Origin of the sequence: Rhizobium sp. PP-F2F-G48, assembly GCF_004342335.1 — a bacterium.
Lineage (GTDB): Bacteria > Pseudomonadota > Alphaproteobacteria > Rhizobiales > Rhizobiaceae > Ferranicluibacter.
Genome location: NZ_SLVH01000001.1, coordinates 364,012 through 382,309, shown reverse-complemented (window position 1 = coordinate 382,309; position 18,298 = coordinate 364,012). Strand labels below are relative to the sequence as shown.

Genomic DNA, 18,298 nt, shown 5'->3' with positions numbered 1-18,298 from the left:
GGGCCTCAGGCCGCGACGGCCGGCGACAGAGGCGACAGAGGCGACGGATCGACGGTCTCGTCATCGTCCAAGGGCCGCTCGAACTCGACGGCCGTCATGACGGCGGTCTTGATGTCGGAGAGCGGTTGCGGCTTTCCGAAGAGATAGCCCTGCACCTGCAGGCACCCCTCGCCGCGCAGGAAGGTCATGTGCTCCTCCGTCTCGACCCCTTCGGCAAGGACCGGAATATCGAGGCTGCGCGCCAGGATGATCGTGGAGCGCACGATCGCTTCGGCCGGCCTGCTGCGGCCGATGCCGTCGACGAAGCTCCGGTCGATCTTGATCTTGTCGAACGGAAAATTCTGCAGGGTCGATAGCGAGGAATAGCCCGTCCCATAATCGTCCATGGCGATCTTCACGCCCATCGCCTTCAGCTGCCGGATGATGTGCAGCGCATGCTGCTGGTCGCCGATGATGCCGGATTCCGTGATCTCGAGTTCGAGACGGTCGGCCGAAAGACCGGTCTGGAGCAGGATGTCGCGCACCCGGTGCGGCAGGAGCCTGTCGGCCAGCTGCGCCGGGGCAACGTTGACGGCAATGCGCAGCGGCTGCGCCCAGGACGAGGCTTCGCGGCAGGCCGTTTCCAGCACCCAGTCGCCGAGCGTCTGGATGAAGCCCGTACGCTCCGCGAGCGGAATGAACTCGACGGGCGACACCATGCCGCGCGTCGGATGCCGCCAGCGCAGCAGCACCTCGTAGCCGATGATATCCCGGCTCAGGGCATCGTTCTGCGGCTGGTAGTAGAGTTCGAGTTCGCCCCGGTCGATGGCGTGGTGAAGGTCGATGGACAGGAGGCTGCGATCGCGCGTGGCCGCATCCATGCTCGGCTTGTAGAACCGGACGGCCGTCGGCCCGGTCGATTTTGCGCGTTGCATGGCGAGATCCGCCTGCGTGAGAAGATCGGTCGCGGTCTGTCCCGAGCCGGGGAAGAGTGCGATGCCGGCACTCGCGGTCACGCGGAAGGGCCGCCCCTCCAGATCCATCGGCAGGTTGACGGCGGTCAGGATCCGCTCGGCGAATTCCTTCGCATCGGCCTTCATGAAGAACTGGTCGAGAACGGCCACGAACTCGTCGCCGCCGTTGCGGGCCAGAAACTCGCCGGTCTGCAGGATGCCGGACACTTTTTCCGCGATCTCCCGCAGAACCCGGTCGCCGACGGCTTGGCCGTGGGCATCGTTCACATCCTTGAACCGGTTGACGCCGATGGCCACGACCGCCATGCGCGCCGTGTCGTCGCGCGGCTGCCGCATCGTCTCGCCGACATGCTCATGGAGCGCATCCCGGTTCGGCAGGCCGGTCAAGGCATCGTGCCGCGAAAGATGGCGGTAGCGCTCGGCCGCCAACTGGTTGGAATTCAGATCGATGATATAGGCCGAGGCGCCCAGCGCCATCATGACCGCCATGATCAGGAGAACCATGGCGACCAGCACGCTGTCCGAAACGCCCATATCCGGGATCAATACGGTCGGGTCGGGAACGATCGTCATCCCCGCCATCGCGGTGAAGTGCAGCGAGACGATTGCCAGAATAAGGCTCGTCGCTCCGCCATATTTGCAGAAACGCGTAACCGGCCGCGCGATGCGGTTCGTGGCAACCGCGCCGAAGCCGACCGAGAGCACCATTGCGACGGCGGTCAGCACCGGGTCCCAGGTCTTGAAACCTTCGACCAGAAACGCAGCCATGCCGACATAATGCATCGCCACGATGCCGAGACCGACGATACCGCCACCGACCTCGATGGTCGCACCCGTCTGGCGCCCGGCGGTGATGCCGAAGCCGAACAGCGTGAAGCCCACGGCAATGGCGAGCGACAGGAGGCTCATGAAGGGATCATAAGCGTGATCGAGCGACATGCGATAGCTGATCATCGCGATGAAATGCGTCGACCAGATGGTCGAGCCGCCGATACATCCCGACAGAAACAGCCAGTGGAGCTTCTGGACCCCCTGGGTGCGCCGCACGCGGGCATAAAGCCGCATCGTCAGGACGGAGCCGAGGATACACACGGCAAGCGCTGCAAGCAGCAGCGGATACGAATGGTCGAGCGCTACGCAGGAGAGAATTGTCAGCATGCAACACCTATGAGAGACGGATGAGATCTCGCACGGCCATACCCATCAGGTCCTTAACGCGCCGCGACGTTCTTCCCGAACGGTTACCGACCTCTGAACGGCCGAGGGCGCGCAAGCATTGCAATTTCGGGGTTTCTCGGTTATGGACGCGCGTCCGCGCAGACACCCTTGGAGGCAAACGCGGATGAGGCCTCGAAACCTCGATCCGCAAGGCGGCTTCGCCCTGCGGATGCTTCACAACAAGAAAGGTATTGCCATGAGCAACGCAACTTACGAGCTCAAGGCCGAAACGCGCGAACGGGTAGGTAAGGGGTCCTCCCGCGAACTGCGTCGCAACGGTCTTATTCCTGCGGTCATCTATGGTGACAAGCAGACACCGATTTCCATCGCCCTGTCCACGAAGGAAGTCACCCGGCTCATTCATGCCGGCGGTTTCATGACCACGGTCGCCACGATCGACGTCGACGGCAAGAAGATCCAGGTCCTCCCCAAGGACTATCAGCTTGATCCGGTGCGTGATTTCACCATGCATGTCGACTTCCTGCGCGTGTCGAAGAACAGCGTCGTGACCGTCGAAGTGCCGGTTCACTTCGAAAACGAAGACAAGTCCGCTGCCATCAAGAACGGCGGCGTTCTCAACGTCGTTCGTCACACGATCGAACTGGTCGTCCCGGCAAACGCGATCCCGGACGCCATCACGGTCGACCTCAGCGGTCTGGCCAAGATCGGCGACGGCATCCACATCTCCGACATCACGCTGCCTGAGAACGCGACGCTGACGATCACCGACCGTGACTTCACGGTTGCGACGATCGCCGCTCCGGACGTCCTGACGGCTGAAGAAGAAGAAGGCACGCCGGCTGCTGAAGCTGCCAGCGAAGACGAGAACGAAGGTAACGCCGAGTAAACCTTACTTTCAAGTAAGCTTTATGAGCGTCCGTGCCGCATCGAAAGGCCCGCCTGCATCGCGCAGGCGGGCCTTTTGCATTCGCCCCCATGCCGGGCGGCTTCAACAACATTTAATGCTTTTGTGGTCTTGTTGCCGAAGATTGTGCGCTGTGTTCCGGCATGCGGAACCTTGTGCGATCAATGCAGGGAACGGGCCATGACAGACGCGATTGCCGGGGCGAGACAATGATGCATTCCGTGGAACATCGCTTCGTCGCGATCGTCTGCGGCGCCATGCTGGTCTTCGTCGCGCCGCTGATCGTGCTCTTCCTCTACCTCTCCTCCGGCCGCATCGAGCGCGAGCAGCTGGCCACGGCCGAAATCATCCTGGATGCCGGCGCCAAGGCGCTGGCAAAGCCGCTCTGGGACTTCGACACGGAAGCGCTGGACCGGATCGCCCACGCGCTGGCGGCGGACGGAAACATCGCCTTCGTCAAGGTCACCGGCACCTCTGCCGGCCTCTCATCCGTCTATCCGGCAACCGACGACGAAGTGGGCGGCACCCATGCCATCCTGTCCCGCGACATCGTCTACGACGCGCAGACCGGCCGGAAAGTTCTCGGAACGGTCGAGCTGCATGTGCGCAGCAGCGGCCTGTTCGCCCGGTTCGGCACCGACGAACTGGTTATCTTCTCCATTCTCATCGTCGCCATCGCCGTCGTGTTCATCGCGGCGATCGTCGGCAATCGGATCACCGTCATCCGCCCCCTCCTGCGCCTGACCGCCGCCATCGAGATGAGCCGCCTGTTCGGTTCCCGCCAGAGGGTCGAATGGGAATCGGACGACGAGATGGGCGCGCTCGTGCTCAAATTCAACGAGATGCAGAGCCGTCTCGAAAACGAGCAGAACGCGCTGCGCCGCGCCCATGCGCGCTCGACCGAAATCTACAACCTGACGCCGGCCATGCTGTTTTCGATCGATCTGGAAGACCGGATCGTCGCCGTCAGCAACTTTTGGCTGAGCAAGACCGGCTATGCGCGGGAAGCCGTCATCGACCGGCCGTTTTCGGATTTCCTCGACCCCCTGGCCCATGAATCCTATCGCGACCGTCGCATCGCCGCCGGCCTTCAGAACACCTGCGAGGTGACCGTTCCTTTCCTCAAGGCGAATGGCGAGACGATGACCGTCCTCATCCAGGAGACCATGACGCTCGATCACGGGCAGACGGAAGATGCCGCCCTCGCCGTCATGACCGATATCACGGCGCTGAAGCAGGCCGAAAGCCGCAACCATGTGCAGGCCATGACCGATCACCTGACCGGTCTCCTCAACCGCCAGGGCTTCGAGGCGGCCCTGAATGCCGGCATCCGCAAGGCCGACGAACGCTCCGGCGAACTCGCCTGCGTGTTCATCGACCTCGATCGCTTCAAATGGATCAACGACAATTTCGGCCATGCGGTCGGCGACGAGGTCCTGCGACAGGTCGTGTCGCGCGTTCGCGCCAAACTGCGGCCCGAAGACACCATGTCGCGCATCGGCGGCGACGAATTCGCGATCCTCATCAATGGCGAGAACGTCGAGATGCTCGCCAGCGACATCGGCGACGGCATCTGTGCGAGCCTTGCCGAACCGATCGTCGTGCGCGGCACCGAACTCTCGGTCAGCTGCAGCGTGGGCATCGCGCTCTACCCGGTCCATGCCGAAAACGCCTCGGATCTGCTCCTGAAATCCGACATCGCCATGTATGCCCGCAAGCATGGCGGAAAGAACGGCAAGCAGATGTTCGATACCTCGATGCTCGACGCCGCCCGGGAGCGGCACGAGATCGCCCAGCATATCGAGAGCGGCCTGCGCGAAGACTGGTTCGAAGCCTACCTCCAGCCAATCGTCGGCATGAGCGATGGCCGCATCGTCGGCTTCGAGGCGCTGATGCGGCTGAACCATCCGGAAAAGGGTCTCCTCTCCCCGGCCCGCATCATCGGCATCGCCGAGGAGACCGGCACGATCGGCCGCGTCGGCGAGCGCATTCTGGAAAAGGCCATCGGCCATCTCGCGGCGATCTCGCGCCTGGAAGGTACCGGCGACACCTATCTCGCGGTGAACTTCTCGCCGATGCAGTTCGAAACCACCCTGCCCCACAAGCTTGCGGCGCTGCTCCTCAAGAACCACATCGCACCAAGCCGAATCGTCATCGAGATCACCGAAGCCGTGCTGATGCTCGACAGCCCGGATGTCCACGCCGTGCTGAAGCAGCTCGGCGAATTCGGTTGCCGCATCGCGCTCGACGATTTCGGCACCGGCTATTCGTCGCTGAGCTATCTCAACCGTTTCCCCGTTGATATCGTCAAGGTGGACCAGTCCTTTACCCGCTCGCTGACGGCCGATGAGGTGGACGTCCGCCGCAAGAGCCGCATGCTGATCAAGGGCATCCGCACCATCTCCAACCAGATGGGATACGACACGGTGGCCGAAGGCATCGAAACGCTCGAAGACTGGGAACTCCTGAAGAAACTCGGCATCGACTATGGCCAGGGTTATTTCTTCAGCAAGCCGATGCCGATCGGCGACATGCTGAGAATGCTGGAGAGCAATTCGGAAGCCAAGGCGACGACGGCCTGATCGGCTCGAACGGACCGACGGGCATGTTCAACGCCCGATCATTTGGCAGGGAGCGACGGCCGGCATGCAGCAAACGGGATCATGGAGAGCGGGACGCGCAACGGCGGTTGCAACAGCCGTGCTGTGCTTGCTTCTTCCCATGAGCGCCGCATCTGCGCAATCGGCCGCCGCTCCTGATGGCCCGAAAACGCTGACGTTCCTGACGGAGGAATATCCGCCCTTCGGCTTCACGAAGAATGGTGTGGTGACCGGTTCGTCGGTCGATCAGATTCGCGCGATCTTGGCGGAAATCCATCAGGACTACACGCTCGACATCGTCCCCTGGGCCCGTGCGTTTGCAACGGCAAAGGCGGATCCGGCAACCTGCATCTTCACGACGGCGTTTCTTCCCGAGCGCGCCGCGCAATTCAAATGGGTGCTTCCGCTCGATGTCGATGCGCTTCTGCTCGTCGGCCGCTCCGGCGGCACGGCCCTCCCCCGCTCGATCGAGGCCGCCAAGGCCTTCACGATCGCGGTCTACAATGGCGACATCGGCGAACGCATCGCCCTCGCCATGGGTTTCCAGCATCTGGATTCGGCGCCGAGCGTCGAGCTGTCCATCAAGAAACTGCTCGCCGGCCGCGTCGATCTCGTCCTCATCACGGGCAAGACCTTCAACGAACTCCGCAGCCAGGATCAGCCTCTCGAAGAGGTCCTCAAGGTCGAATCCACACGCTCCGGCATTGCGTGCAACCCGTCCGTACCGGACGAGCGCATCGCCGCCATGCAGGCGGTGCTCGATCGCATGATTGCGGACGGTACCCAGGCCGAGATCGAGCAGCGCTACCGAATTTCGGGCAACTAGCGCGATCCAGAGGCCTCGGCCCCACGAACCGGCTTGACAGGGACGCCCCCGACAGGTGCAGAAAGCCCTTCCCGCAGCATGCGCACGCGACGCGTTCTGCACCGAACCGGCAAACGACCCGAGACGAGACAATGTTGATCTTTGCAGGACTGGGCAATCCGGGCCCGAAATATGCGGGAAACCGCCACAATATCGGTTTCATGGCCCTCGACGCGATCCATCGCCGTCATCCCTTTTCGCCTTGGTCGAAAAAGTTCAAGGCCGAGATTGCGGAAGGCGACCTCGGAGGCGAGCGCGTGCTCCTCATGAAGCCGCAGACCTTCATGAACCTCTCGGGCGAAGCCGTCGGCGAGGCGATGCGCTTCTACAAGGTTCCGGTCGGCAACGTGGTCGCGATCTACGACGAACTCGATCTCGTGCCGGGAAAGGCGCGGCTGAAGACGGGCGGCGGCCATGGCGGGCATAACGGCATCAAGTCGATGGACGCGCATTGCGGCCGCGATTACCGGCGCCTGCGCCTCGGCATCGGCCACCCCGGCTCGAAGGAACAGGTGGAACGCCATGTGCTCGGCGACTTCTCCAAGGTCGACCGGCTCTGGCTCGAGCCGCTTCTCGAGGCTTTGGCGGACAATGCCGAGATGCTGGCCCGTGCCGAGGATTCGCAGCTGATGAACAAGCTCGCGCTTGCCACCGGCAGCCCGCCGCCGGCCGAACCCGGATCAAAGGCGCCGACCGCAAAGAAGCCCGCCGGTCAGTCCCACATCCGGGCGGCGCGCAACCACGCCCAACCGAAAATCCTGCCGACGACCGGACCGATGGCGGACATGCTGAAGAAGATGTTCGGCAACAAGGACGACTAGACGGACGAGGAAGCGCTCAGGACGATCGGGGCCTTCAAGGCCGTGATCACTCTTCCGGCTCGGTGGTCAGCATCATCGGAAATCCGGCTTCCTTGGCAAGGTCGGTCGCTTCCTTCGCCTTTGTCTCGGCAATATCGCGGGCGCAGACCAGGAGAACGCAGGAGCCCATCTTATGGGCGGTCAACATCATCCGGTAACCGCTCTCCTCGCTCATCCGGAACACGATCTTCAAGACCATGATCACGAAGTCACGCGGCGTATAGTCGTCATTCAGAAGAATGACCTTGTAGAGCTTCGGCCGCTGGAGCTTCGGCTGGGTCACCGTCTTCGGCGTGGTGGTGGTATCATCGCTCATGAGCAAGCGCCTTTCCGACGAAAAAGGCCCGGGAACAGGCAAGCCGCTATATCACATCGCGCGTCACCGGTTTCAAGCGTGACCAAGCAGATTCAAGGCGCGGCCCCGTCTTCCAACAGCGTCCGGACGCCCGCACGCGGCCCGCCCCCTTGACCCTTCAGCCGCTTTCGCCCATAGGCACCGCATTGCAAAACGAGTAGAGACGGGTCGTCACGCCATGGGTTTCAAATGCGGTATCGTCGGTCTGCCGAACGTCGGCAAGTCCACGCTGTTCAACGCGCTGACGAAAACGGCGCAGGCGCAGGCGGCGAACTATCCCTTCTGCACCATCGAGCCGAACACCGGTGAGGTCGCCGTGCCCGATCCGCGGATGCGCAAGCTGGCCGATATCGCCAAGTCCAAGGAACTCATTCCGACCCGCATCGCCTTCGTCGACATCGCCGGCCTCGTGCGCGGCGCGTCGAAGGGCGAAGGTCTCGGCAACCAGTTCCTCGCCAACATCCGCGAAGTCGATGCCGTGGTGCACGTTCTGCGCTGCTTCGAGGACGACGACATCACCCATGTCGAGGGCAAGATCGATCCCGTCGCGGATGCCGACACGATCGAAACCGAACTGATGCTGGCCGATCTCGAGAGCCTGGAGCGGCGGACCGAGCAGACCCGCAAGCGCGCGAGCTCGAAGGACAAGGAATCGGTCGCCGCCCTTCCCATCATGGACGCGTCGCTGAAGCTTCTGAACGAGGGCAAGCCTGTCCGCACGCTGCTCTCCACGCTCAACGCCGAGGAACTCCTGATCCTCAAGAGCCTCAACCTGCTGACATCGCACCCGGTCCTCTATGTCTGCAATGTCGCCGAGGCGGATGCGGTCGAGGGCAATGCGCATACGCGTGCCGTCGAGGTGATGGCCAAGGCGCAGGGTGCGGAAACGGTGGTCATCTCGGCAGCCATCGAGTCCGAAGTCGCCCAGCTTCCGGAAGACGAATCGCGGGAGTTCCTCGAAGCGCTCGGCCTCAGCGAAGCCGGCCTCGACCGTCTCATCCGCGCCGGCTACAAGCTGCTCGACCTCATCACCTATTTCACGGTGGGACCGAAGGAAACGCGCGCCTGGACCATCGAGCGCGGCATAAAGGCCCCGGCCGCCGCCGGCGTCATCCATTCGGATTTCGAACGCGGCTTCATCCGCGCCAACACCATCGCCTATGACGACTACATCCAGTTCGGTGGCGAAAGCGGCGCGAAGGAAGCCGGCAAGGCGCGCGACGAAGGCAAGGAATATGTGGTCCAGGACGGCGACGTCATCCACTTCCGCTTCAACACATAAGCGCCGAAACGGCTGCCATCCCAGCCGCTCCGGGAACGTGACAGGGCCCCAGGCATCTCCGCACGGGCATCTCCGCATCGGACATGCCCGAGGCCTTTTCATTCAGTGTCCGGAAAATTCGACCAGCGTGCGCACCTCGACGCCAAGTGCCTCAAGCTTCTTGCGGCCGCCGAGATCGGGAAGGTCGATGACGAAGCAGGCGGCGACGATATCGGCGCCCATCTGCTTCAGCAGCTTGCACGCGCCCTCGGCCGTTCCGCCGGTCGCGATCAGATCGTCGATGACGATGACCTTCTCGCCCGGCGTGATGGCGTCGCGGTGCATTTCCATCTCGTCCACGCCATATTCGAGGCTGTAGGCGATACGCACCGTATCATGCGGCAGCTTGCCCTTCTTGCGGATCGGCACGAAACCGGAGGACAGCTGGTGCGCCACGGCACCGCCGAGGATGAAGCCGCGCGCCTCGATGCCCGCGACCTTGTCGATCTTCGTCCCGGCAAAGGGATGCACGAGTTCGTCGATCGAGCGGCGGAACGCCCGCGGATTGCCGAGAAGCGTTGTGATATCGCGAAAGAGAATGCCCGGCTTCGGATAATTCTCGATGGTGCGGATGGCGGCAGCAAGCTCGCTCTGTAGGGAAGACGTCATGAAAACGGAAGGCCTCGCAAAGGTCTGTTAGAGCCCACGTCTTAGCACCGGAAAGGGTCCGGCCCTACAGCATTTTTCACGGGTTTCCGGTCCTGAGGACAAACGGCCCGGCCTGTCGGCCGGACCGCTTCGAATGCGCGATCAGTCGGCAGCAGCCGGACTCTTCTGCAGGTTTTCCTGCACCTTGCGCGCCACGGTCGGGTCGGATTGCGCCGCCGTGATGATGGTCTTGTAGTCGTTTAGCGACATGCCGGGAGAGGTTTCCACCGCCTTGATCATCTGCTGGTTGGCCTCGTTCTGCAGCTTCTGCTTTGCTGCGGCATCGGTCGTGGTGCCGATCTTCTGGGTGTAGTCCTGCCGCACCTTGTCGACCTGAAGATAGGCGACGGCGAAGGCCTTGAGCTTCTCGTCCGTGATCGCGGCCTGCGGCGCTGGAACCTGCGTGGCTCCGGCAGACGGGGTGCGCGGCTGCGTCGCCTGCGGTTCGGCCGCACCCTGCGCAAAGGCCGGCGACTGGACGACGAGGATCCCGAGGAGCGCGGCCGTCAGCGAGGCGACGGGGGTGGAGACGGTCCTGGTGCGGAACGTTGTCGTGGGGCGGTTGATCATTCATTGTCCTTCCGTGTTTCCGGGAAGCCAGAAGCTTCCTTTGCGTTTCTCAGCCCGCGCCCCTTCTCGCCAATTCACCTGGCGAGAATGTGACGGCAAGGCCGTTTCCGGAACCATTCGCCGGTCTTGCGTGTTTGCCAATGCCATCTCTGCGTTGAAAGGCGGGGGCGGCAGGAGGATAAGAACAGGAGGAAACAATGAGACTGTTTGAATGTGGTGCGCTGGTCCCCGGCTGCGACTGGCATACGCGGGCCGACAACGACGCCGAGATCGTGCGGCGAAGCGTGGAGCATCTGCGCCAGGCCCATGGTGAGAGCGTGATCCGCGAAAACATGATCGACAACATCAAGTCGCGGATCGTCGAGGAAACGAAGGCGGCCTGAATAAGGCCAGCAACAGCGCCGCAGGCATCCGGCCTGCGGCTCGCGCGACCCAGCCCATTCGAGACCGGCTATTCGCCCGTGACGCGCGCGAGCAGGTTTTCCCGGCTCTCGCGGAAACCCGAGGCGATCCAGGCCTCTTCGAGCTCTGAAAGCTTCTGCCCCATCGCCGGACCCGGCGAAACTCCGCTTGCGATCAGGTCACTGCCGCTCACGGGAAATACCGGTTTCTTCCAGGCAAGCGTGCGGTCGAGCAGACGCCCGAGGCGGGCGACGGTCGCCATCGCCTCCCCGTCGGTGTCCGCCTTCTGCCGCGCGGATGCGAGCGCCAGCTTCAGGCGAAACACCACGCCGCTTGCCCCCTGACGATAAAGCAGCCGGTCGAGCGCTGACTCCGCCATTCCGTCCTTGATCGCGCCGGCTTGTGCAAATGCCTGCAACACCGCACCTTCCGCCTTGGAGAGACGCAGCCGCGAGGCCATGGCCTCCAGCCGCTCCGCATCCGGCGGAACCATGGCCGCCAGGCGCAGCAAAGGATCGACCGGCCATCCCAGAGCCTGCTCCGTCGCAATCAGCCCCGGAATGGCGTCGATGCCCCATTTCTCGCTTTCCGGCAGGATTTCCGTGAGAACGCCGGAGGTCCGCATCCACAACAGCGCCCGGCCGGGGTCTGTCGCCGACAGCAGTTTCTTGAGTTCGGCCCACACCCGCTCCGCCGAGAGCGTCGAGAGCTTCGCCTTCGCTTGTGCCGAGGCGCGCAAACCGTCCGCATCCGGCCTGAAGGAGCCGTACCAGGCGAAGAACCGGAAGAACCGAAGAATGCGCAGATAGTCTTCCGCGACCCGCTCGGCGGCCGGGCCGATGAAGCGGACCATGCCCTTTTCGATGTCGGCGATCCCGCCGACGAGGTCGATCACCTCGCCGGAGGCCGTCGCATAAAGCGCGTTCATCGTCAGGTCCCGTCGCGCCGCGTCCACCGCCCAGTCCGTTCCGAACGCGACCTGGGCGTGCCGGCCGTCCGTGGACACGTCGCGGCGCAGCGTCGTCACCTCGAAGGGCACACCGTCGAGGACCAGCGTCACCGTGCCATGCGCGATGCCGGTCGGCACCACCTTGATGCCGGCCGCCCTGGCCCGCTCGGTCACCGCGTCGGGCGGCAGCGTCGTCGCCAGATCGACCTCGCTGACCTCGGCACCCATCAACGCATTGCGCACCGCGCCGCCCACCACCCGGACCTCGCCGCCATCCGCGTTCAGGAGGTCGAAGATGCGGCGCAGCGCCGGCGCCTGGAACCAGGGCTGATCTGCAACGGATGGTGTGGCAGCGGTCATGCGTAAAGCCTTTCATACAGCATCCGGACGATGCCGGCCGTGATGCCCCAGATCCGGTGCCCCTCATAGGGCATGGAATAGTAGTGCCGCTCCGCGCCTTTCCAGTGGCCGCTATCGACCGCGTGGTTGTCGGGATTCATCAGAAACGACAGCGGCACGACGAAAGAGCCCGCGACCTCGTCCGGGTTCAGGGACAGCGTAAAGCCGGGGCGCACGATGGCGAGCACCGGCGTGATGCGGAAACCGGACAGCGCCATGTAATGCGGCAGCCGCGCGACGGGTTCGATGAAGGCGCGATCGAGGCCGATCTCCTCCTCGGTTTCCCGCAGCGCCGCATCCTCGACCGATCGGTCTTCGGGATCGACCGAACCGCCGGGAAAGGCGATCTGCCCGGAATGCTTGCGCAGCGTCGTCGTCCGCTCGGTGAAGATGACCCCGGCATCCGCGCCGTCATCCACCACCGGCACGAGAACCGCGGCATCCCGGAGCGACAGCGTCTCGATATACGGCACGACATCGGGATTGAGCAGAATGTCGGCGTGATCCCGCCAGGCAAGATCGATCGGTCCGCCGCGCTGCGCTGTCGCGCGGCTCCGGAATGCTGCAGCGGAAAAATCGGTGATGGCCGAGGTGGCGTTGGTGGCATCCGTCATGACAGCGTCATCGTCCAGCCGCGATCATTCCGCAAGAGCCGCGAGCGTTTCCGCCGACATCATCGGGAAGACAGCGCCGCCGGAGCGCACCGCGAAGGTCGGCACGCCGTCGATCTCGATCTCTTCGCCGAGCGCCGCGAGATCGTACGTGACGGCCCGCGACACGAGCGCCTCCAGCCGTCCGCGGACATGCAGATAGGGCTTCATCTCGGCATGCTCTCCGGCCATCTCGAAGCGCAACGGGTGCTCGGGACCGGCTTCCACGACATCCCCGACATTCGTGCGGAACGACAGGACGGGCACGCCGTCGCGCTGCGTCGCCGTCATCTCGACCGCGAGGAACGGCGCATCCACCACGCGGATGCCGACCTTCTCGGCGGGCGTCACCAGATAGGTCTTGCCGTCCTCGTCCTTGCGCAGAACGGTGGAGAACAGGCGGACGAGCGCCGGCCGGCCGATCGGCGTTCCCATGTAGAACCACGTTCCGTCAGCGCGGATTTCCATGTCGAGATCGCCGCAGAAGGGCGGGTTCCAGCGCTCCACCGGAGCCACGCCGCGGGGCGCCGCACCCTCGATGGTGACGGCCTGTCCCGCCGCCCGCGCGATCATCGCCGCGAGACCGGCTGCATCGCTCGTGTCGTCCGTTTTCGCCGCTGCCATCGTTCTGTCCCGTTTGCCCCTGATCTTGCATTTTATCAGACTGAGCCTCACGAGATAGTGCGCTGCACATGGCTTGTCAGCCTGAAGGTGATAGCTAGTTTGAAATGGAACACGGAACAGGCGCGGATGCGATTCGAAATTCCCGTTCGGATCAGGGTCGTATCGGGCGCCGGGCGATCGGAGAGTTGAGCGATGGGACTGATGAACACGGCGGACGCCGCGCTCGACGACAAGGCGATCGTCGCCGCCGCTGAAAAGGCGCTGGCCGACATCGCCGTCATCCGCACGGAAGTCGGCAAGGTCATCTTCGGTCAGGAAAGCGTGGTCGAGCAGACCCTGCTCGCCGTCCTTTCCGGCGGCCACGCGCTGCTCGTCGGCGTGCCCGGGCTTGCAAAGACCAAGCTCGTCACCACGCTCGGCACCGTGCTCGGCCTCGACAGCAACCGCGTCCAGTTCACCCCCGACCTGATGCCGTCCGATATTCTCGGCTCCGAGGTCATGGACCAGGACGACACCGGTCGCCGCTCGTTCCGCTTCGTGCCGGGCCCGATCTTCACCCAGCTCCTGATGGCCGACGAGATCAACCGCGCCAGCCCGCGCACGCAATCGGCCTTGCTTCAGGCCATGCAGGAATATCACGTGACGGTTGCCGGCCAGCGCAACGACCTGCCGCGGCCCTTCCACGTTCTCGCCACCCAGAATCCGCTGGAGCAGGAAGGCACTTACCCGCTTCCCGAAGCCCAGCTCGACCGCTTCCTGATGCAGGTGGATGTGGACTATCCCGAGCTTGCCGCCGAACGCCGCATCCTGCTGGAAACGACCGGCACCCATGAAAGCAGCGTCAAAGCCGTGCTCGACGCGCCGCAGCTGATGGGCATCCAGAATCTCATCCGTCAGATGCCGGTCAGCGAAACCGTGGTCGATGCCATCCTGACGCTGGTGCGCTCCGCCCGCCCGGGCCACGGCAATGCCGATACCGACCGTCACGTCGCCTGGGGTCCCGGCCCGCGCGCCGGCCAGTCGCTGATGCTGACGGCCCGCGCCCGCGCGCTGTACGACGGCCGCCTTGCGCCCTCGGTCGATGACATCGCGGCCCTTGCCGAGCCCGTGCTTCAGCACCGAATGGCGCTGACATTCGCCGCCCGCGCCGAAGGCATGTCGGTGCGCGACGTCATCGCCGGCCTCGTCAAGACCCTCAAGGCCTGACCGGATGGTGAACGCCGTCGGGCACATCGTCGATCGCACGCCCTCCGGTGAGCTTCTCTCGCGGGCCCAGAGCCGGGCCGCCCTCGTGCCGGACTGCATGGTCGAAGCCCGCCGCATCGCCAACACCGTCATCTCCGGCTGGCACGGCCGCCGCCGGCGCGGCATCGGCGAGAATTTCTGGCAGTTCCGCCCCTATTCGGATGGCGAAAGCCTGTCGCGCATCGACTGGCGCCGCTCCGCCCGCGACGACCACACCTATGTCCGCGACCGCGAATGGGAGGCCGCCCACACGATCTGGCTCTGGGCCGACCTGTCGCCCTCGATGATGTACAAGTCGCGCTTCGGCACCGTGTCGAAGGAAAGCCGGGCGCTGGTGCTCATGCTGGCCCTGGCCGAGATCCTTGCCCGCTCGGGCGAGCGCATCGGCTGCCCCGGCGTCATGGAACCGGTGTCCGCGCGCAATGCGGCCGAGCGGCTCGCAACCGCGCTGATCCACAGCGACCTCTCCTCCGGCCTGCCGGAAACCGGCATGATCCGCGGCTGGAGCGATCTCGTGCTGATCGGCGATTTTCTCGATCCCGCCCCCGCCATCATGGAGCGCCTCGGCCCTCTCGGCCGGCGCGGCATGCGCGGCCATGTCATCGAGGTCGCCGACCCCGCCGAGGAAACCTTTCCCTATGCCGGCCGCACGGAGTTTACGGACCCGGAAACCGGGGAAAAGCTGACCGCCGGCCGGGCCGAAATCCTCGCCGAGGACTATCGCCGCGCCTATCTCGCGCGCCGCGACAGCCTGGGCCAGTCCCTTCGCCACATGGGCTGGACCTTCATTCCGCACCGGACCGACCATCTGGCCTCCGAAGCGCTCGTCGCCGTGCACATGCACCTCTCCGGCATGCCCGGACGCGCCACGCATGGAGGCCAGCTGTGAGCGTCCTGCCCTTCGTCTTTTCCAGCCCGCTGATGCTTGCCGCCCTCGTCGCGCTGCCGGCGATCTGGTGGCTGCTGCGGCTGACGCCGCCCAAGCCCGTGACCGAAGCCTTCCCGCCGCTGCGCATTCTCGCCAGCGTGCTGAAACGCGAGGAGACCCCGTCCAAGAGCCCCTGGTGGCTGACGGCATTGCGCATGCTGATGGCGGCTTTGATCATCCTCGCCATCGCCGATCCCGTCGTCAATCCGAAGGTCGGAACGCTGTCGTCCGCCGGACCGCTGGCGCTGGTCATCGACAATGGCTGGGCGACCGCAACCGACTGGGAGCGCCGCGTGCGCACGGCGGATGCCTTGATCACCGAGGCCGAAGCCGCCGACGTGCCGGTCTCCCTCGTGCTGACGGCAGAGCCGGAGAATGACGGCGTGCCGGGCACGGCCACCGCGGCCCGGACCCGGCTTGCCGCCGCCGCCCCGCGCCCGCTGCGCCCCAACCGCGCCCAGGCGGTTGCCGCCCTGCGCACCGGGCTCGACGGCACGCGCCCCGGCACGCTCGCCTTTATCAGCGACGGGATCGTTTCCGGCGACGACACCGTGATGCGCGACCTGGCGGGCCTGTCTCCGCAAAGCCTGCGACTAATCGCGGGCGATGGCGGCGATGCGATCGCCCTGATCGGCGCCGTCAATGAGGCGGACGCCATGCGGATCACCGCGACGCGCCTTCAGACTGCGGCACCCCGCACGATCGCCCTGACCGCCTTCGACACGCGCGGCCGGACCATTTCGAACGGCAGCATCACCTTCCCCGCAGGCGAGGCCACAGCCTCCGGCACCCTGACCGCGCCCTTCGAACTGCGCAACGATTTCGCCCGCATCGGCATCGACGGCCTCGCGACGGCGGGCAGCACCTATCTTCTGGACGACGGATTTCGTCGCCGGCGCGTGGCGCTTCTTTCGGGCGAAGCGCGCGACCAGTCGCAGCCGCTCCTTTCGCCGCTCTACTATATCAACCGCGCGCTGGCGCCCTATGCCGACCTCGTGCAGCCGACGGAGAACGATCTGGCCGTCGCGCTGCCGCAGCTTCTCGAGCAGAAGCCCTCGATGGTCATCATGGCCGATATCGGCCGCCTGCCGGAGGAGACCACGCCGGCCATGACGCGCTGGATCGAGAACGGCGGCACGCTGGTGCGCTTTGCCGGTCCACGCCTTGCCGCGGCCCCTGCGGACGATCCCCTGGTGCCCGTGCGCCTGCGCCAGGGCGAACGCGCGCTGGGCGGCACGCTCTCCTGGTCGGAGCCCCAGCCGCTTGCGCCCTACCCCGCCACCAGTCCCTTTGCCGGCATGCCGCGCCCGGAAGGCATCACCGTCAACCGGCAGGTACTGGCCGAACCCACGGCCGATCTCTCGCAGCGCACCTGGGCAAGCCTTGCCGACGGCACCCCCCTCGTCACCACGCGCACGCTGGGCGCCGGGCGCATCGTGCTCTTCCATGTCAGCGCGGAAGCGACCTGGTCGAACCTGCCGATCTCGGGTGATTTCGTGGAGATGCTGCGCCGCGTCGTGCAGCTGTCGCGCAGCGGCGGCGTCACCAGCGAAGGCAGCGCTTCGGCACAGGCCCTGCCGCCCTATCGCCTGATGAATGCCGATGGCACGCTCGTCACCGAGACCGGCGGCGCGCGTCCGCTGGAGATCGCCGCGGGCGTGACGCCCGTGGCCGATGGAGAGCATCCGCCCGGCCTGTACGGCTCCGAGGAAGGCTTCGTCGCCCTGAACCTCCTGCCCCGCGACGCGACGTTGCGTCCGATCGAAAGCACCAACCTGCCGATGCCCTATACGAGCGAAGCCCTGATCGGCAGCGAGGCCTGGTCGATGAAACCGGCCCTCTTCACCGCCGCGCTGATCCTTCTGCTCTTGGACACGCTGATCGTCCTCTTCATGGCCGGCACCTTCGCGCGTCCGAACCGGCTGAGGACCGCAACCGCCATGCTGGCGATCGGCATGATCTGGTTTGGCGCCGCTGCGCTCGCGCCGCAGCCCGCCCAGGCCCAGGCCCAGACACAGGCCCAGGCGCAAGCCACGCCGCCGACACAGGCGGCCCCCGCTCAAGGGCCGTTCGACGACACCCGGCCCGGCGACGAGGAGATCCTCAGCCATCTCGACAACACGCATCTGGCCTATGTCGTCACCGGCGAGAGCGAGGTGGATCGCATCTCCGAGCGCGGGCTTGCGGGCCTGACCGAATTCCTCACCTATCGCACGACGCTTGAGCCCGGCGCGCCGGTCGGCCTCGATATCTCCAAGGACGAGCTGTCGTTCTACTCGCTGATCTACTGGCCGATCTCCGCCAATGCCGACATGCCGAGCCCTGCCGCGATCAGCCGGATCGACGCCTATATGCGCGCCGGAGGAACCGTGCTGTTCGACACGCGCGACCAGCTCTCTTCCCTGTCGGCCGCCTCCGGCACCAGTCCGAACACCGAACGCCTGCAGGCGATCCTGGCCGATCTCGACATTCCCCCGCTCGAACCCGTGCCGACCGACAACGTGCTGACCAAGTCGTTCTACCTGCTCTCATCCTTCCCGGGCCGCTATACCGGCAGCCCTCTGTGGATCGAGGCGCAGCCGCACAATGACGGCGAGCCGTCGGAGCGTCCCGCCCGCTCGGGCGATGGCGTTTCGCCGATCATGATCACGGGCAACGATCTGGCCGGCGCCTGGGCGACGGACGACAATGGTGCACCTTTGTTGCCGACCGTGCCGCCGGACGAGATGCAGCGCGAATACGCGTTCCGCTCGGGCGTCAACATCATGATGTATATGCTCACCGGCAACTACAAGGCCGACCAGGTCCACATTCCGGCCCTGCTCGAACGGCTTGGCCAGTGAACG

At 65.0% G+C, this 18,298-nt stretch carries 16 protein-coding genes; 9 read left to right on the top strand and 7 right to left on the bottom strand.

The genetic code is table 11. The features are described from left to right. Positions 1-5: 5 nt before the first annotated feature. Positions 6-2,111: an EAL domain-containing protein gene (locus C8J36_RS01780; RefSeq protein WP_132531978.1), complete on the bottom strand. Its 2,106-nt coding sequence runs from the start codon at positions 2,109-2,111 to the stop codon at positions 6-8. Positions 2,112-2,367: 256 nt separating this feature from the next. Here C8J36_RS01780 and C8J36_RS01775 point away from each other — a divergent pair, with 256 nt between their 5' ends. The 4 genes from C8J36_RS01775 to pth all read left to right on the top strand — a co-directional run bounded on the left by C8J36_RS01775 (position 2,368) and on the right by pth (position 7,322). Then, a complete protein-coding gene (locus C8J36_RS01775; RefSeq protein WP_062593319.1) occupies positions 2,368-3,018 on the top strand; it encodes a 50S ribosomal protein L25/general stress protein Ctc in 651 nt (216 codons plus the stop codon). A gap of 227 nt (positions 3,019-3,245) precedes the next feature. Beyond that, positions 3,246-5,618 carry a bifunctional diguanylate cyclase/phosphodiesterase gene (locus C8J36_RS01770; RefSeq protein WP_132531975.1) on the top strand — a complete coding sequence of 791 codons (2,373 nt, stop codon included), beginning with the start codon at positions 3,246-3,248 and terminating at the stop codon, positions 5,616-5,618. Between the two features lie 139 nt (positions 5,619-5,757). After that, positions 5,758-6,462: a transporter substrate-binding domain-containing protein gene (locus tag C8J36_RS01765; protein ID WP_165914920.1), complete on the top strand. Its 705-nt coding sequence runs from the start codon at positions 5,758-5,760 to the stop codon at positions 6,460-6,462. A 131-nt stretch (positions 6,463-6,593) separates the two neighbouring features. Beyond that, entirely contained in the window at positions 6,594-7,322 is a 729-nt protein-coding gene (gene pth / locus C8J36_RS01760; RefSeq protein WP_132531969.1) for an aminoacyl-tRNA hydrolase, read from the top strand. Positions 7,323-7,368: 46 nt separating this feature from the next. Here pth and clpS read toward each other — a convergent pair whose 3' ends face one another. Next, the gene (gene clpS / locus C8J36_RS01755) at positions 7,369-7,677 is read right to left on the bottom strand and encodes an ATP-dependent Clp protease adapter ClpS (RefSeq protein ID WP_062592219.1); all 309 of its coding nucleotides are present in this window, start codon (positions 7,675-7,677) and stop codon (positions 7,369-7,371) included. Between the two features lie 217 nt (positions 7,678-7,894). Here clpS and ychF point away from each other — a divergent pair, with 217 nt between their 5' ends. After that, positions 7,895-8,998: a redox-regulated ATPase YchF gene (gene ychF, locus C8J36_RS01750; RefSeq protein WP_132531966.1), complete on the top strand. Its 1,104-nt coding sequence runs from the start codon at positions 7,895-7,897 to the stop codon at positions 8,996-8,998. A 102-nt stretch (positions 8,999-9,100) separates the two neighbouring features. Here the strand turns inward: ychF and C8J36_RS01745 are convergent, their stop codons facing one another. Both C8J36_RS01745 and C8J36_RS01740 read right to left on the bottom strand, forming a co-directional pair. Continuing rightward, positions 9,101-9,646 (bottom strand): adenine phosphoribosyltransferase, encoded by a 546-nt coding sequence (locus C8J36_RS01745; protein ID WP_132531963.1) that lies wholly within the window; start codon positions 9,644-9,646, stop codon positions 9,101-9,103. Positions 9,647-9,787: 141 nt separating this feature from the next. After that, entirely contained in the window at positions 9,788-10,255 is a 468-nt protein-coding gene (locus C8J36_RS01740; RefSeq protein ID WP_132531960.1) for a DUF4168 domain-containing protein, read from the bottom strand. A gap of 197 nt (positions 10,256-10,452) precedes the next feature. On the opposite strand from C8J36_RS01740, the gene C8J36_RS01735 reads away from it, so the two are divergent. Further along, entirely contained in the window at positions 10,453-10,638 is a 186-nt protein-coding gene (locus C8J36_RS01735) for a DUF1059 domain-containing protein (protein ID WP_132531957.1), read from the top strand. 68 nt (positions 10,639-10,706) lie between these two features. On the opposite strand, the gene C8J36_RS01730 is transcribed toward C8J36_RS01735, so the two are convergent. Genes C8J36_RS01730 through C8J36_RS01720 form a run of 3 tightly spaced genes read right to left on the bottom strand, consistent with a single transcriptional unit; the run spans position 10,707 to position 13,279 of the window. Continuing rightward, positions 10,707-11,966, bottom strand: a complete 1,260-nt coding sequence (locus C8J36_RS01730) for a CCA tRNA nucleotidyltransferase (protein WP_132531954.1) — start codon at positions 11,964-11,966, stop codon at positions 10,707-10,709. Further along, positions 11,963-12,619 (bottom strand): CoA pyrophosphatase, encoded by a 657-nt coding sequence (locus tag C8J36_RS01725; protein ID WP_132531951.1) that lies wholly within the window; start codon positions 12,617-12,619, stop codon positions 11,963-11,965. Before C8J36_RS01725 ends, C8J36_RS01730 begins: the two co-directional genes overlap by 4 nt. A 24-nt stretch (positions 12,620-12,643) precedes the next feature. Next, a complete protein-coding gene (locus C8J36_RS01720) occupies positions 12,644-13,279 on the bottom strand; it encodes a DUF1285 domain-containing protein (protein WP_132531948.1) in 636 nt (211 codons plus the stop codon). A gap of 192 nt (positions 13,280-13,471) precedes the next feature. Here C8J36_RS01720 and C8J36_RS01715 point away from each other — a divergent pair, with 192 nt between their 5' ends. Genes C8J36_RS01715 through C8J36_RS01705 form a run of 3 tightly spaced genes read left to right on the top strand, consistent with a single transcriptional unit; the run spans position 13,472 to position 18,295 of the window. Next, positions 13,472-14,485 (top strand): MoxR family ATPase, encoded by a 1,014-nt coding sequence (locus C8J36_RS01715; protein ID WP_132531945.1) that lies wholly within the window; start codon positions 13,472-13,474, stop codon positions 14,483-14,485. Positions 14,486-14,489: 4 nt separating this feature from the next. Then, positions 14,490-15,413 carry a DUF58 domain-containing protein gene (locus tag C8J36_RS01710; RefSeq protein ID WP_162242396.1) on the top strand — a complete coding sequence of 308 codons (924 nt, stop codon included), beginning with the start codon at positions 14,490-14,492 and terminating at the stop codon, positions 15,411-15,413. Beyond that, complete coding sequence (locus C8J36_RS01705) at positions 15,410-18,295, top strand: DUF4159 domain-containing protein (protein WP_132531942.1); 2,886 nt, start codon at positions 15,410-15,412, stop codon at positions 18,293-18,295. Before C8J36_RS01710 ends, C8J36_RS01705 begins: the two co-directional genes overlap by 4 nt. The last annotated feature ends 3 nt before the right edge of the window (positions 18,296-18,298 follow it).